The organism is Streptomyces sp. NPDC027185 (assembly GCF_055567035.1).
On record NZ_JBVHRF010000010.1, the window covers coordinates 153,242 to 167,510 of the forward strand.

Genomic DNA, 14,269 nt, shown 5'->3' on the forward strand with positions numbered 1-14,269 from the left:
GGCCCGTGACGCCGGCCCGCCGCGGGTGCCCGGCCGGCGGCGTACGGAGCACCGGCCGGCCCACGGGGGACACGGGAGGGGAGCTGATGGTGGGGACGGATCAGATCAGGCGCTGGGAGTCGGGCGCCCTGGCCCACGCGGTGACGGACCCGTTCGGACAGGGCCCGCTGCCCTGGCTGCGCGGCAACGAGAGCTACGCCGACCCCGGCCACACCGCGCCCTGGTACACCGACCACGGCGACCTGCGGGTGCCACCGCCCCGTAAACACAACGGCCCGCGCACCGCCGACGACATCCACCGGCAGATCAAGGGGTTCGCCACCACCGGCGCGGTCGCCCCGGGTGAGGCCATCGACTTCCGGGTCTCCGTCGACCCGCCGCAGCCGTTCAGCATCGACATCTACCGCATCGGCCACTACGGCGGCGCCGGAGCCTTCAAGATCACCACCAGCCCGCGGCTCTCCGGCATCGTCCAGCCCGCCCCGCTCGCCGCCGAGCGCACCGTCTCCTGCCACCACTGGTGGCTCTCCTGGCGCCTCCAGGTCCCCACGTACTGGAACCTCGGCGCGTACGTCGCCGTGCTGACCACCGCCGACGGCTACCGCAGCCACATCCCCTTCACCGTCCGCGACGACCACCCCGCCGACCTGCTGCTCCTGCTGCCCGACATCACCTGGCAGGCGTACAACCTCTACCCGGAGGACGGCCGCACCGGCGCCAGCCTCTACCACGCCTGGGACGAGGACGGCGCGCTCCTCGGCGAGCGGGACGCCGCCACCACCGTCTCCTTCGACCGCCCCTACGCCGGCGCCGGACTGCCGCTGCACGTCGGTCACGCCTACGACTTCATCCGCTGGGCCGAGCGGTACGGCTACGACCTCGCCTACGCCGACGCCCGCGATCTGCACGCCGGACGCGTCGACCCGTCCCGCTACCGCGGCCTGATCTTCCCCGGCCACGACGAGTACTGGACGGCGCCGATGCGCCGCACCGCCGAATCCGCCCGCGACCAGGGCACCTCGCTGGTCTTCCTCTCCGCCAACACCATGTACTGGAAGGTCGACCTCGCCCCGTCGCCCTCCGGCCCGGACGCACTGCTCAGCTGCCGCAAACGCCAGGGCCCGGGACGCCCCGCCCTCTGGCGCGAGACGGGCGAGCCGGAGCAGCGGCTGATGGGCGTGCAGTACGCGGGGCGGGTCCCCGAGCCCGCGCCGCTCGTCGTCCGCAACGGCGGCCACTGGCTGTGGGAGGCCACCGGCGCGGGCGAGGGCGACAAGCTGCCCGGTCTGGTCGCGGGCGAGGCCGACCGCTACTTCCCGCGCACCAGCCTCCCCGCGCACACCGACCGCACACTGCTCGCCCACTCCCCGTACCGCGACACCGAGGGCCACCGCCGCCACCAGGAGAGTTCGCTCTACCGCGCCCCCAGCGGCGCCCTGGTCTTCGCCTCCGGCACCTTCGCCTGGTCACCCGCGCTGGACCGCCCCGGCCACATCGACCCCCGCATCCAACGCGCCACGGCCAACCTCCTCGACCGCATCTGCAAACGCGACTGACAGACCGGACACGCCCCGCCGTACGAGGCCGACGCCCGGGTGCCGGCCCTCCCGGAAGCCCCCGGCCGCCCGGACCGGCTCACTCCGGCGCGGCCCCCGGCCCCCGCTCCGCGAACGGCGCCGTCTCCCGCGCCAGCGCCACCGTCAGCGCCCGGAAGATCCGCACCTCGGGATGGGTGTCCCCGGCCCGCGTCGCCAGCACGCTGTGCGCGGGCGCCGCGTCCAGCACCGGTACGTACACCGCCCCCGGCCACGGGTAGTACCGCGCGAACGACGCCAGCCCGGAGCCCGCCCCGCGCCCGGCGGCCACACTCGTCAGCACGTCCTGCGGGGTGAGCGCGCAGTCCGGCGCCCGCCGCTCGCCCTCGCCGAAGTACAGGTAGTCGGTGAACGGCCGCGGGGTGTGGCGCGGCAGCCGCAGATACGGCAGTTCCAGGACATCGGCGACGCGCAGCCCCTCCCGCCGCGCGTCCGCGTACACCGAAGCCGCCGGCACCGCCACGATCCGCCGCTCCGTCGTCAGCACGTCCACCTCGATGCCCTCGGCCTCGATCGCCGGGCGGACGAACGCGACGTCCACCCGGTGCTCGCGCAGCGCGCTGCAGTGTTCCGTGAAGTTCAACTGGACGAGCCGCAGCTCCACCTCGGGCCGGGCCCGCCGGAAGGCGTTGACCGCGGCGGGCGTCACCTCACCCGAACCGTGCCCCATCACCCCGACCCGCAGCCCCCGCGCGGGCGGCCCGCCGCCGAGGGCCACCTCGGAGACGTCCTCGACCGCCGCGTTGGCCGCCGCCAGCAGCGTCCGGGCGTGCGACACCAGCCGCCGCCCCGCCGCCGTCGGCACCGCCGTGCCCCGGCCACGCTCCAGCAGCCGGGTCCCGAACTCCCGCTCCAACTGCTGGACGTGCCCGGTCACCGCGGCCGGAGACAGGAACAGCCGGGCCGCCGCCCGCCCGAAATGCCCCTCCTCGACCACCGCCAGAAAAGAAGACAGCCGCCGCAGATCCATGGCGCCACGATACGGCCGCACACCCCGGTGGCCCGTACACGTTCACGATTCCTGAACGCCTACGGCACCCGCCCCGGGCCTCCCGTAGAACGGCCGGTATGACGACGCCTTCCCTCCGGGCCGCCCGGCCCGCCGCCCCGGCATCCCCGGCCGTCCGGCGCCGCCACTGGCTGCGCGCGGGCTGGCTGATGACCGCTTCCGGCTGGAGCGCCAACCAGTTCTCCGCCCTCCTCGGTGCCTACCGCACCGACCTGGGCCTGACCGACGCCACCACCACCGGCCTCTTCGCGGTCTACGTGCTCGGCCTGATCCCCGGCCTGCTGCTCGCCGGCCCGGCCGCCGGGCGCCACGGGCGCCGCCCGGTCACCTTCGCCGCGCTCGCCGTCTCCGCCCTGGCGACCTGCCTGCTGATGGCCGGACCGGCCGCCGTCTGGCTGCTGTGGCCCGGCCGCTTCCTCACCGGACTCGGCGCCGGCACCCTGCTCACCGCCGGCGGCGTCTGGATCAAGGAACTGTCCACCGCCCCGTACGGCACCGCCCCCACCCCGGGCGCCGCGGCCCGCCGCTCCGGACTCTTCCTCTCCGCCGGCTTCGCCTCCGGCGGCCTGGCCGCCGCCTGCATCGCCGAGTGGGCCCCGCACCCGATGATCCTCGCCTACGTCCCCCACCTCGCCCTCACCGCGGCCGCCGCCCTCAGCGCCGCCCACACCCCGGAAACGAGCCCCGCCCCCCACCGGCCCGGCCCGGCCCCCGCCACCGCACCCGGTCCCACGCCCGCCACCGGCCCCGCACCCGCCCCCGTGCCCGCCGCCGATCGGGCCGCCTTCCGCCGCCTCGTCGCTCCTCTCGCCCCCTGGGTCTTCGCCGCACCCACCATCGCCTTCGCCACCCTCCCGGGGCTGGTCGACGCCCACCTCGACGGCTGGCGCACCGTCTACGCGGGCCTCGCCACCGCCGTCACCCCCGGCACCGGACTCCTCGTCGCCCCGCTCGCCCGCCGCCTCGCCGCCCGCCACCGCATGGCCACCGCCTTCTGCGGCCTCGCCGCCATCGCCGCCGGACTGCTCCTCGGCGCCCTCGCGGTGGCCCGCACCGACCCGGCCCTGGCCCTGTGCGCCGCGGCCCTCCTCGGCGGCGGCTACGGCCTGAGCGTCGCGTACGGCCTGACGGAGGTCGCCGCCCTCACCCCGCCGCACCTGCTGGCCCACCGCACCGCCCGCTTCTGGGCCCTGTGCTACCTGGGTTTCTGCGCCCCGTACGCGGTGACCCTGCTCAGTGCCCACCGGAGCCCGGCGACCGTCCTGACCGGCACCGCGGCCCTCGCCCTGCTGACCCTCGCCGCGCTGGCCCGCAACGCCGCCCGCACCTGACCGGTCGCCCCCGCCCCGCCGCCCGTCCGCCCCGTACGGGAGAATCGGCAGGACTCCTGGACCAACCTACGCGGAGGCAGCGTGTCCGGTTTTGTAGAAAAGCCCGAGCCCTTGCAGGTGCCCGGCCTCACCCACCTTCACACCGGCAAGGTGCGTGACCTCTACCAGAACGCCGACGGCGAACTGATCATGGTCGCCAGTGACCGCATCTCCGTGTACGACTGGGTGCTGCCCACCGAGATCCCGGACAAGGGCCGCGTCCTCACCCAGCTCTCCCTGTGGTGGTTCGACCAGCTCGCCGACCTGGCCCCCAACCACGTCCTGAGCACCGAGCTGCCGCCCGGCGCCCCCGCCGACTGGGAGGGCCGCACCCTCGTCTGCACCTCCCTGGACATGGCCCCCGTCGAGTGCGTCGCCCGCGGCTACCTGACCGGCTCCGGCCTCGCCGAGTACCAGGAGTCCCGCACCGTCTGCGGCCTGGCGCTCCCCGAGGGCCTCGTCGACGGCTCCGAACTCCCCGCGCCGATCTTCACCCCCGCCACCAAGGCGGCGGTCGGCGACCACGACGAGAACGTCTCGTACGAGGAGGTCGCCCGCCAGGTCGGTCCGGAGACCGCCGCCCGGCTGCGCCGCGCCACCCTCGACATCTACTCCCGTGCCCGCGACATCGCCCGCGGCCGCGGCATCCTCCTCGCCGACACCAAGTTCGAGTTCGGCTTCAAGGACGGCGAACTGATCCTCGCCGACGAGGTCCTGACGCCCGACTCGTCGCGCTTCTGGCCCGCCGACCGGTGGCAGCCGGGCCGCGCCCAGCCCTCCTTCGACAAGCAGTTCGTCCGCGACCACCTGACGTCCCCGGCGTCCGGCTGGGACCGCAAGGGCGAACTCCCGCCCCCCGGCCTCCCGCAGGACGTCGTCGACGCCACCCGCGCCAAGTACATCGAGGCGTACGAGCGGCTGACCGGTCTGACCTGGAGCTGATCGCACGAGAAAGGCCCCGGCCGGTGTTTCCACCGGCCGGGGCCTTTTCCTTGAGCGGACGACGAGGCTCGAACTCGCGACCTCAACCTTGGCAAGGTTGCGCTCTACCAACTGAGCTACGTCCGCATGCTCCGGGCGAATCCGGTGACCGTTTCCGGTCCCCGCCGCGCGGTGCGGGGACCACTATAGCCAATGAATGCGCCCCCGCGAACCACTCCCGTGGACCGCCGCTTTTCTGTGTCCGCCGCCACATCCCGAGGGAGATCACCACCGGACACGACAAAGGCCCCCGATCGGTGTTTCCACCGGCCGGGGGCCTTTTCACTGAGCGGACGACGAGGCTCGAACTCGCGACCTCAACCTTGGCAAGGTTGCGCTCTACCAACTGAGCTACGTCCGCAGGCATCCACCCGGCTTTCACCGAGCGGCGCGACAGCTACTCTACCTGATCGAAAAGGCTGCTTGAGCCTGAAGGACGAGAACTGTCAGAGCGGGTGACAGGGATTGCACACTGCGCCTCCCTCTTGGAAAGAGGGCGCTCTACTACTGAGCTACACCCGCGTGACTCCTCGGGGCCCGGCCTTCCGGCCTCGCCCCTCGGCGTGCTCCAGACTCTAGCTGATCACCGGGGGTGCCGTGCAAGTCGGCTCCGTGCGGGGCACGGCACCCCTGTGCGGGGGTCAGTGGTTGGCCGCGCTGAAGGCTTCGTAGACCTTCTTCGGGATGCGACCGCGCGGCGGCACCTCCATCTGGTGCGAGCGGGCCCAGGCGCGGACCGCCGCCGGATCGGGCGTCACCGCCGTGCGGTGGTACGCCTTGCCGGACTTGGCCCGCTTGCGGCCGGCCTCGACGAACGGCTCCAGGGCGTCGCGGAGTTTCTTCGCATTGGCGGGATTGAGGTCGATCTCGTACGACTTCCCGTCCAATCCGAAGGCGACCGTCTCTGCGGCTTCTCCTCCGTCGATGTCGTCGGAGAGCGTTACTACTACGCGCTGCGCCACGGATATCGGTCCTTTCGTGCAGCAACCCCGTGTTGACGTGGGGCGTTGCTTCGGATCCTGTTGACAGGAATCAATGCTTTTTCATTTGTACAGCGGCGGGCAATGCATTGTGAAGCCCAGTTAATTTCTTCAGCGTGTCATGTCGCAATCCGAACCGTGGATCTTTTCGAGGATTTTCCCCGCTGTGCACGGCCGGCCGATACCGGACCGTGAGGGGACGGTCACTTGTCTATGCGCGTAGAATTTCGCACACGGTAGTGTGAGGGAACCGCCTTACGCACCACACCACCGGGAGTGCCAGTGGCACGCGTCGTAGTCGACGTCATGCTCAAGCCGGAGATCCTCGACCCGCAGGGGCAGGCGGTGCAGCGCGCACTGCCACGCCTGGGATTCGAGGGGATCGCCGACGTCCGTCAGGGCAAGCGTTTCGAACTTGAGGTGGAGGGCCCGGCCGACGACGCCGCCCTCGCCCGTATCCGCGAGATGGCCGAGACCTTCCTCGCCAACACCGTCATCGAGGACTTCACCGTCCGCGTCGAGGCCGGATCATGACTGCACGCATCGGCGTCGTGACGTTCCCCGGAACCCTCGACGACCGCGACACACAGCGCGCCGTCCGGGTCGCCGGGGCCGAAGCCGTGCCGCTGTGGCACCGGGACAAGGACCTCAAGCAGGTCGACGCCGTGGTGCTGCCCGGCGGTTTCTCGTACGGCGACTATCTGCGGGCCGGGGCGATCTCCCGGTTCTCGCCGGTGATGGAGTCCGTCATCGCGCAGGCGAAGGACGGCATGCCCGTCCTCGGTATCTGCAACGGCTTCCAGGTGCTCACCGAGACGCATCTGCTGCCCGGCGCGATGCTGCGCAACGAGAGCCTGCACTTCGTCTGCCGTGAGCAGAAGCTGCGGGTGGAGAACGCGGACACCGCCTGGACCACCGACTACAGCGCGGGCCAGGAGATCGCCGTCCCGCTGAAGAACATCGACGGCCGTTACGTCGCCGACGCGCGCACGCTCGACATGCTGGAGGCGGAGGGCCGCGTCGCCTTCCGCTACCTCGACGTGAACCCCAACGGCTCGCTCCGCGACATCGCCGGTATCACCAACGAGGCGGGCAACGTCGTCGGCCTCATGCCGCACCCCGAGCACGCCGTGGAACCGCTGATCGGCACGGGCCGTACCGACGGTCTCGGGTTCTTCACCTCGATCCTGAAGAAGTTGGTCAACGCATGACGCTGGACACGGTCACGCACGCCGCGCAGACCCCCGAGGCCGAGCAGCCCTGGGCCGAGCTGGGGCTGAAGCAGGACGAGTACGCGCGTATCCGCGAGATCCTCGGCCGCCGCCCGACCGGCGCCGAGCTGGCGATGTACTCCGTCATGTGGTCCGAGCACTGCTCGTACAAGAGCAGCAAGGTCCACCTCAAGCAGTTCGGTGAGAAGGCGCCCGAGAACGACGCGATGCTCGTCGGCATCGGGGAGAACGCCGGTGTCGTCGACGTCGGCCAGGGCTACGCCGTCACCTTCAAGGTGGAGTCGCACAACCACCCCAGCTACATCGAGCCGTACCAGGGCGCGGCCACCGGTGTCGGCGGCATCGTCCGCGACATCCTCGCCATGGGCGCCCGCCCGGTCGCGGTCGTCGACCCGCTGCGGTTCGGCGCCGCCGACCACCCCGACACCAAGCGCGTCCTGCCGGGTGTCGTCGCGGGCATCGGCGGCTACGGCAACTGCCTGGGCCTGCCGAACATCGGCGGCGAGGTCGTCTTCGACCCCTGCTACCAGGGGAACCCGCTGGTCAACGCCGGTTGCATCGGTGTGATGAAGCATGAGGACATCCACCTGGCGAAGGCGTCGGGCACCGGCAACAAGGTCATCCTCTACGGCGCCCGCACCGGTGGCGACGGCATCGGCGGCGTCTCCGTCCTCGCGTCGGAGACGTTCGACGACACGAAGCCGGCCAAGCGCCCGGCCGTGCAGGTCGGTGACCCGTTCCAGGAGAAGCTGCTCATCGAGTGCACCCTGGAGGTCTTCAAGGAGGACCTGGTCGCCGGCATTCAGGACCTCGGCGGCGCCGGTCTGTCCTGCGCCACCAGCGAGCTGGCGTCGGCCGGTTCCGGCGGTATGCGCGTCGAGCTGGACACCGTTCCGCTGCGTGACTCCTCCCTCTCGCCCGAGGAAATCCTCATGAGCGAGTCGCAGGAGCGCATGTGCGCGATCGTCGAGCCGGAGAAGGTCGACCGCTTCCTGGAGATCTGCGAGAAGTGGGACGTCATCGCCACCGTCATCGGTGAGGTGACCGAGGGCACCCGGCTGGAGATCTTCTGGCACGGCGAGCAGATCGTGGACGTCCCGCCGCGTTCGGTCGCCCACGAGGGCCCGACCTACCACCGGCCGTACGCCCGCCCCGACTGGCAGGACGCCCTCCAGGCCGACGACGCGAACAAGCTGGCCCGGCCGGGCACCCCGGAGGAGCTGCGGGCGCAGATCCTCCAGGTCGTGGCCTCGCCGAACCAGGCGTCGAAGGCGTGGATCACCGACCAGTACGACCGGTTCGTGCAGGGCAACACCGTCCTCGCGCAGCCGGAGGACTCCGGCATGGTCCGCATCGACGAGGAGACCAACCTCGGCGTGGCCCTCGCCACCGACGGCAACGGCCGCTTCGCCAAGCTCGACCCGTACGCCGGCGCGCAGCTGGCGCTGGCCGAGGCGTACCGCAACGTCGCCGCGTCGGGCGCCAAGCCGCTGGCGGTCTCCGACTGCCTGAACTTCGGCTCGCCCGAGGACCCGGCGGTGATGTGGCAGTTCGCCGAGGCCACCCGCGGTCTCGCCGACGCCTGCCAGACCCTGGGCACGCCGGTGACCGGCGGCAACGTCTCGCTGTACAACCAGACCGGTGAGGTGGCGATCCACCCGACGCCGGTGGTCGCGGTGCTCGGCGTCATCGACGACGTCAACCGCCGTACCCCGGTGGCGTTCGCCGAGGAGGGGCAGCTGATCTACCTCCTGGGCGACACCAAGGAGGAGCTGGGCGGTTCTGCCTGGTCGCAGGTGGTCCACGACCACCTCGGCGGACTGCCGCCCGAGGTCGACCTGGAGCGTGAGCGGCTGCTGGCGGAGATCCTCATCTCGGCCTCCCGCGACGGTATGGCCGACGCGGCGCACGACCTCTCCGACGGCGGTCTGATCCAGGCGCTGGTCGAGTCGTGCCTGCGCGGCGGGAACGGCGCGCGGCTGGTCGTCCCCGAGGGCGTCGACCCGTTCGTCTTCCTCTTCTCCGAGTCCGCGGGCCGCGCCGTCGTCTCGGTGCCGCGCAGCGAGGAACTGCGCTTCACCGACATGTGCGCGGCGCGCGGTCTGCCGGCCACCCGCATCGGTGTGGTCGACGGCGACGCGATCGACGTCCAGGGCCAGTTCAGCATCGGGCTGGACGAGCTGCGGGCGGCGCACGAGGAGACGATCCCGGGCCTGATCGCCTGAGCCTGCTCATCTGCTCGACGCCCGGCCGCGTACGGCGGCCGGGCCGCGCGGAACGGCCCGCCGGGGCATCCTCCCGGCGGGCCGTTCCCGTTTCTCCGCGCGTTGTTGTTCCTGCTCCCGTTCTGTCCGGGGACGAGACCCCTGTGCGCGGCTCGGCGCCGCCCGGGGCGCCCCGGTGGCCGCGCCCTCCCGTTCCCGTTCCGCGGGACGTGTTCCGGGAGACATTTCTCCCGGCCGTTTCCCGGCATACGGCGCACTTGGCCGTCAGCGGCTTCCACCGGTGGCCGCGGAGGTATGGGAAGAGCCCGGCCGCTTGTCAGTGGTGCCGCCTACGCTGAGCAACATGCCACCGACTGCCCGCGCCCGCAGGTACGACGGCCCGAAGACCCGCGCGGCCGCCCTCGCCCAGCTCGACCACGTCACCACCGCCGTACGCGCTCTCACCCCCGAGCAGTTCGCCCTGCCCACCAGGCTCGGGGCGTGGACGGTGCGTGAGCTGGTCGCGCATCTCGCCATGGCCACCGGCAGTGTGGCGCGCGGTCTGGAGCAGCCGCCGCCGGCGAAGGCGGCGGCCACCCCCGCGCAGTGGCCGCGTGCCTCCGCCGCCCTCGCCGCCTCGGTCGACGACCGCACCCGCGCCCTGGCCGCCGCCCACGACCCGGTGGAGCTGCTGGAGCGCACCGCCGAGGAGTTCGCCCGCGTCACCGACGGGACCCCGGCCGAGCAGGTCCTCGCCGTCCGCCCCGCCGCCATGCGCCTCGCCGACGTCCTGGCCACCCGCTGCGTCGAGCTGATCGCCCACACCGACGATCTCGCCGCCGCGACCGGCGCCGGGATCCCGTACGACCGCCAGGCCCTCGCCACCGCCACCCGCGTGCTGGCGGACGCGCTGGCAGACGCGGCGCCGGGCGGATCGGTCGAGGTCCGCGTTCCGCCGTTCGCCGTCGTCCAGTGCGTCGAGGGCCCCCGCCACACCCGCGGCACCCCGCCCAACGTCGTCGAGACCGACCCGCTGACCTGGATACGCCTGGCCACCGGCCGGACGAGCTGGGCCGAGGCCCGGGAAGCCGCCCAGGTCACGGCCAGCGGCGAGCGCGCCGACATCGGCGGATATCTGCCGATCCTGTCCTGAACGCCCCGCGGCGTAGCGCATCTCACACGCGGGCGCGGGCGCCCGCGCGGCCCGCCGCCGCGGGGCGTACGCCGGAGGCCGCCCGCGGCCGTGCCCGCGGCGCCCCGCCCGCCCGACCGCACCCCGCCACAGCCCAGGCATCACAAGGGATCGGGCGGCCGCGTCCGCCCGCCGCGGGCCCCCGGCGGGCGGGCGGCGCGGCGTCCCGGCGTCCCGGTGCCGCGCGCCGCCGCCGAGCAGCCGTCCGGACCGGCGGCCATCCCCGGTTCGGATGAATCAGCGACCTGCCCTAGACTCAAGGCGTGCCACGTGGTGACGGACGACTCAGCCACGACCTGCTCCCCGGCGAGAAGGGCCCCCAGGACGCTTGCGGCGTCTTCGGTGTCTGGGCTCCGGGTGAAGAGGTCGCCAAACTCACCTATTTCGGGCTGTACGCCCTGCAGCACCGCGGACAGGAGTCCGCGGGCATCGCAGTGAGCAACGGCTCGCAGATCCTCGTCTTCAAGGACATGGGCCTGGTGTCCCAGGTCTTCGACGAGACTTCGCTCGGCTCTCTCCAGGGCCACATCGCCGTGGGCCATGCCCGCTACTCCACCACCGGTGCCTCGGTGTGGGAGAACGCCCAGCCGACGTTCCGTGCCACCGCGCACGGCTCGATCGCGCTCGGCCACAACGGCAACCTGGTGAACACCGCCGAGCTGGCGGATCTGGTCGCGGCGCTGCCCCGTGAGGGCGGCCGCGCGACCCAGGTCGCGGCCACCAACGACACTGACCTGGTCACGGCGCTGCTCGCCGGCCAGGTCGACGAGGACGGCAAGCCGCTGACCGTCGAGGAGGCCGCCCCGCGCGTCCTCCCGCAGGTCAAGGGCGCCTTCTCGCTCTGCTTCATGGACGAGCACACGCTCTACGCCGCCCGCGACCCGCAGGGCATCCGCCCGCTGGTCCTCGGCCGGCTGGAGCGCGGCTGGGTGGTCGCCTCCGAGACCGCCGCGCTGGACATCTGCGGCGCGTCCTTCATCCGGGAGATCGAGCCCGGCGAGATGGTCGCCATCGACGAGAACGGCCTGCGCTCCACGCGCTTCGCCGAGGCCCGCCCCAAGGGCTGCGTCTTCGAGTACGTCTACCTCGCCCGCCCGGACACCGACATCGCCGGCCGCAACGTCTACCTCTCCCGCGTGGAGATGGGCCGCAAGCTGGCCGCCGAGGCGCCCGCCGACGCCGACCTGGTCATAGCGACGCCCGAGTCCGGGACCCCGGCGGCCGTCGGCTACGCCGAGGCCAGCGGCATCCCGTACGGCTCCGGCCTGGTCAAGAACTCCTACGTCGGCCGGACCTTCATCCAGCCCTCGCAGACCATCCGGCAGCTCGGCATCCGCCTCAAGCTCAACCCGCTCAAGGAAGTCATCCGCGGCAAGCGCCTGGTGGTCGTCGACGACTCCATCGTCCGCGGCAACACCCAGCGCGCCCTGGTCCGCATGTTGCGTGAGGCGGGCGCGAAGGAGGTCCACATCCGGATCTCCTCGCCGCCCATCAAGTGGCCGTGCTTCTTCGGCATCGACTTCGCCACCCGCGCCGAGCTGATCGCCAACGGCCTCACGGTCGACGAGATCGGCAAGTCGCTCGGCGCCGACTCCCTGGCGTACATCTCCATCGACGGCATGATCGAGGCGACCACCATCGCCAAGCCGAACCTCTGCCGCGCCTGCTTCGACGGCGAGTACCCGATGGAGCTGCCCGACCCCGAGCTGCTCGGCAAGCACCTCCTGGAATCGGAGACCGCGGGCGGGGCCAAGCCGGATGTCGACGGCGTCGGGACGCTGACGGCCGGTGTCGGCGGCGCCGATGCGCTGCGCCGCCCGTAGCCCGCACACCCCTCACACGAAAGTTCTGGGCCATGTCTCCTGAGTCCTCCGAGCCCGCGCGCACCAGCGGCGCCAGCTACGCGGCCGCCGGTGTCGACATCGAAGCGGGCGACCGCGCCGTCGACCTCATGAAGCAGTGGGTGAAGAAGGCCACCCGCCCCGAGGTCGTCGGCGGGCTCGGCGGCTTCGCCGGCCTCTTCGACGCCTCCGCCCTCAAGCGGTACGAGCGCCCGCTGCTCGCCTCCGCCACCGACGGCGTCGGCACCAAGGTCGACATCGCCCGCAAGATGGGCGTCTACGACACCATCGGCCACGACCTCGTCGGCATGGTCGTCGACGACCTGGTGGTCTGCGGCGCCGAACCGCTCTTCATGACCGACTACATCTGCGTCGGCAAGGTCTACCCCGAGCGGGTCGCGGCGATCGTCAAGGGCATCGCCGAGGGCTGCGTCCTCGCCGGCTGCGCCCTGGTCGGCGGCGAGACCGCCGAGCACCCCGGGCTGCTCGGCGCGGACGAGTTCGACGTGGCGGGCGCCGGCACCGGCGTCGTCGAGGCCGATCAGGTCCTCGGCGCCGACCGCATCCGCAGCGGTGACGCGGTGATCGCCATGGCCTCCTCCGGCCTCCACTCCAACGGCTACTCGCTCGTCCGCCACGTCCTCTTCGACCGTGCGGGCCTCGCCCTCGACCGCGAGATCCCCGAGTTCGGCCGCACCCTCGGCGAGGAGCTGCTGGAGCCCACCAAGATCTACTCGCTGGACTGCCTGGCCCTCACCCGTACGGCCCCGGTGCACGCCTTCTCGCACATCACCGGCGGTGGTCTGGCCAACAACCTCGCCCGCGTGATCCCCGACGGACTGCACGCCACCGTCGATCGCTCCACCTGGACGCCCGGCGCGGTCTTCGACCTGGTCGGCACCGCCGGCGCGGTCGAGCGCCTGGAGCTGGAGAAGACCCTGAACATGGGCGTCGGCATGATCGCCGTCGTCCCCCAGGAGTCCGTGGACGTCGCCCTGACCACCCTCGCCGACCGCGGCGTGGACGCCTGGGTCAGCGGTGAGATCGTCGAGCGCGGCGACCACGCCGAAGCGGTGACCCTGACCGGTGACTACGCGGGCTGACGCGCCGGTCTCCGGGCAGCACAGAACCCGGTCCGAGGTGAGACACCCCGGACCGGGTCCGTGGAAAAGCTGTGCACGCCATGAGCGGATCCGCGAGCGGACACACAGAGGCCCGCAGAACCACCGCGGGTGGCTTCCCGCGGAAGTGTCTACGGTGCGTCGTCAGGCGCGGCGACGATGCTGGGACGAATCCTTCTCGTCCTCGTCATCGTCGTCGTTGTTATACAGGTCGGCGTACCGCGCGTACGGGTCGTCGTCCTCGTCATCCTCGAACGGCTCGCCGTTCGGCGGCTGCTGTGCCGGCTGTTGCGGCGATGCACCCAGCTCTTCGGCCAGGCGTGAGAGATCAGTCCCACCGCTGTTGTACTTCAGCTGGCGGGCGACCTTCGTCTGCTTGGCCTTGGCCCGGCCGCGCCCCATGGCTCGACCCCCTCAACGACGGGGCTCGACGGCCCCAGAGTCTTGACACGCGTTCATGATTCAGAGCGGACTCTCGACAGAGAGACCGGTCCGTAGGGCTTCAACGGTACCTGCTTCCGCGGCCATACGGTACGTCGCCCGCATCACCCGCCGCTCGGCATGACCTGCGAGGCGCCCTGTCCGCGCTGGTCAACTGCGATTTTAACCCGTCCCTTGCGGCGACCCGCCGACGGGTGGTGAGAGAAGTCTCCCCGGGCCCTGTCGGCGGGTCGCACAAGGGGCAATTTCCAGCCAGATTTCGGGCGCTGCCGCGGTGGCCGGCCGCGCCAGGCGACGTTCCGG

12 protein-coding genes and 3 tRNA genes are annotated in these 14,269 nt (G+C 72.1%); 9 read left to right on the forward strand and 6 right to left on the reverse strand.

Annotated elements, in window-relative coordinates:
- Positions 1-89: 89 nt before the first annotated feature.
- The gene (locus tag ACZ4M8_RS28045; RefSeq protein WP_467612333.1) at positions 90-1,556 is read left to right on the forward strand and encodes a N,N-dimethylformamidase beta subunit family domain-containing protein; all 1,467 of its coding nucleotides are present in this window, start codon (positions 90-92) and stop codon (positions 1,554-1,556) included.
- Positions 1,557-1,635: 79 nt separating this feature from the next.
- Here ACZ4M8_RS28045 and ACZ4M8_RS28050 read toward each other — a convergent pair whose 3' ends face one another.
- Positions 1,636-2,565, reverse strand: coding sequence for a LysR family transcriptional regulator (locus ACZ4M8_RS28050; protein ID WP_467612238.1), 930 nt, complete (start codon positions 2,563-2,565; stop codon positions 1,636-1,638).
- Positions 2,566-2,663: 98 nt separating this feature from the next.
- Here ACZ4M8_RS28050 and ACZ4M8_RS28055 point away from each other — a divergent pair, with 98 nt between their 5' ends.
- Both ACZ4M8_RS28055 and ACZ4M8_RS28060 read left to right on the forward strand, forming a co-directional pair.
- On the forward strand, positions 2,664-3,935 hold the full coding sequence (locus ACZ4M8_RS28055; RefSeq protein WP_467612241.1) for an MFS transporter: 1,272 nt from the start codon (positions 2,664-2,666) through the stop codon (positions 3,933-3,935).
- A gap of 81 nt (positions 3,936-4,016) precedes the next feature.
- Positions 4,017-4,916, forward strand: a complete 900-nt coding sequence (locus tag ACZ4M8_RS28060) for a phosphoribosylaminoimidazolesuccinocarboxamide synthase (RefSeq protein WP_467612244.1) — start codon at positions 4,017-4,019, stop codon at positions 4,914-4,916.
- A 53-nt stretch (positions 4,917-4,969) separates the two neighbouring features.
- Here the strand turns inward: ACZ4M8_RS28060 and ACZ4M8_RS28065 are convergent.
- The 4 genes from ACZ4M8_RS28065 to ACZ4M8_RS28080 all read right to left on the reverse strand — a co-directional run bounded on the left by ACZ4M8_RS28065 (position 4,970) and on the right by ACZ4M8_RS28080 (position 5,917).
- Positions 4,970-5,042, reverse strand: a tRNA-Gly gene (locus tag ACZ4M8_RS28065).
- A gap of 201 nt (positions 5,043-5,243) precedes the next feature.
- Positions 5,244-5,316 (reverse strand) — tRNA-Gly (locus ACZ4M8_RS28070).
- Between the two features lie 89 nt (positions 5,317-5,405).
- Positions 5,406-5,477 (reverse strand) — tRNA-Gly (locus ACZ4M8_RS28075).
- A gap of 119 nt (positions 5,478-5,596) precedes the next feature.
- On the reverse strand, positions 5,597-5,917 hold the full coding sequence (locus ACZ4M8_RS28080; RefSeq protein WP_399088844.1) for a histone-like nucleoid-structuring protein Lsr2: 321 nt from the start codon (positions 5,915-5,917) through the stop codon (positions 5,597-5,599).
- Positions 5,918-6,217: 300 nt separating this feature from the next.
- On the opposite strand from ACZ4M8_RS28080, the gene purS reads away from it, so the two are divergent.
- The 6 genes from purS (at position 6,218) to purM (ending at position 13,507) form a co-directional block, all read left to right on the forward strand.
- Positions 6,218-6,469 carry a phosphoribosylformylglycinamidine synthase subunit PurS gene (purS, locus tag ACZ4M8_RS28085; RefSeq protein WP_030284318.1) on the forward strand — a complete coding sequence of 84 codons (252 nt, stop codon included), beginning with the start codon at positions 6,218-6,220 and terminating at the stop codon, positions 6,467-6,469.
- The gene (gene purQ, locus ACZ4M8_RS28090) at positions 6,466-7,146 is read left to right on the forward strand and encodes a phosphoribosylformylglycinamidine synthase subunit PurQ (RefSeq protein ID WP_467612248.1); all 681 of its coding nucleotides are present in this window, start codon (positions 6,466-6,468) and stop codon (positions 7,144-7,146) included. The genes purS and purQ overlap by 4 nt, the downstream gene beginning before the upstream one ends.
- Positions 7,143-9,392, forward strand: a complete 2,250-nt coding sequence (gene purL, locus ACZ4M8_RS28095; protein WP_467612251.1) for a phosphoribosylformylglycinamidine synthase subunit PurL — start codon at positions 7,143-7,145, stop codon at positions 9,390-9,392. Before purQ ends, purL begins: the two co-directional genes overlap by 4 nt.
- A gap of 343 nt (positions 9,393-9,735) precedes the next feature.
- Positions 9,736-10,524, forward strand: coding sequence for a maleylpyruvate isomerase family mycothiol-dependent enzyme (locus ACZ4M8_RS28100; protein WP_467612254.1), 789 nt, complete (start codon positions 9,736-9,738; stop codon positions 10,522-10,524).
- 302 nt (positions 10,525-10,826) lie between these two features.
- Entirely contained in the window at positions 10,827-12,386 is a 1,560-nt protein-coding gene (gene purF / locus ACZ4M8_RS28105) for an amidophosphoribosyltransferase (RefSeq protein ID WP_399088852.1), read from the forward strand.
- A gap of 32 nt (positions 12,387-12,418) precedes the next feature.
- Positions 12,419-13,507, forward strand: a complete 1,089-nt coding sequence (purM, locus tag ACZ4M8_RS28110; protein WP_399088854.1) for a phosphoribosylformylglycinamidine cyclo-ligase — start codon at positions 12,419-12,421, stop codon at positions 13,505-13,507.
- 162 nt (positions 13,508-13,669) lie between these two features.
- On the opposite strand, the gene ACZ4M8_RS28115 is transcribed toward purM, so the two are convergent.
- Positions 13,670-13,927, reverse strand: a complete 258-nt coding sequence (locus tag ACZ4M8_RS28115) for a DUF3073 domain-containing protein (protein WP_399088856.1) — start codon at positions 13,925-13,927, stop codon at positions 13,670-13,672.
- Between the last annotated feature and the right edge of the window lie 342 nt (positions 13,928-14,269).

Coding starts and splice junctions, on each gene's coding strand:
- ACZ4M8_RS28050 (WP_467612238.1), bottom strand. CDS start 2,565: ATGGATCTGCGGCGGCTGTCTTCTTTTCTGGCGGTGGTCGAGGAGGGG.
- ACZ4M8_RS28055 (WP_467612241.1), top strand. CDS start 2,664: ATGACGACGCCTTCCCTCCGGGCCGCCCGGCCCGCCGCCCCGGCATCC.
- purQ (WP_467612248.1), top strand. CDS start 6,466: ATGACTGCACGCATCGGCGTCGTGACGTTCCCCGGAACCCTCGACGAC.
- purL (WP_467612251.1), top strand. CDS start 7,143: ATGACGCTGGACACGGTCACGCACGCCGCGCAGACCCCCGAGGCCGAG.
- ACZ4M8_RS28100 (WP_467612254.1), top strand. CDS start 9,736: ATGCCACCGACTGCCCGCGCCCGCAGGTACGACGGCCCGAAGACCCGC.
- purM (WP_399088854.1), top strand. CDS start 12,419: ATGTCTCCTGAGTCCTCCGAGCCCGCGCGCACCAGCGGCGCCAGCTAC.
- ACZ4M8_RS28115 (WP_399088856.1), bottom strand. CDS start 13,927: ATGGGGCGCGGCCGGGCCAAGGCCAAGCAGACGAAGGTCGCCCGCCAG.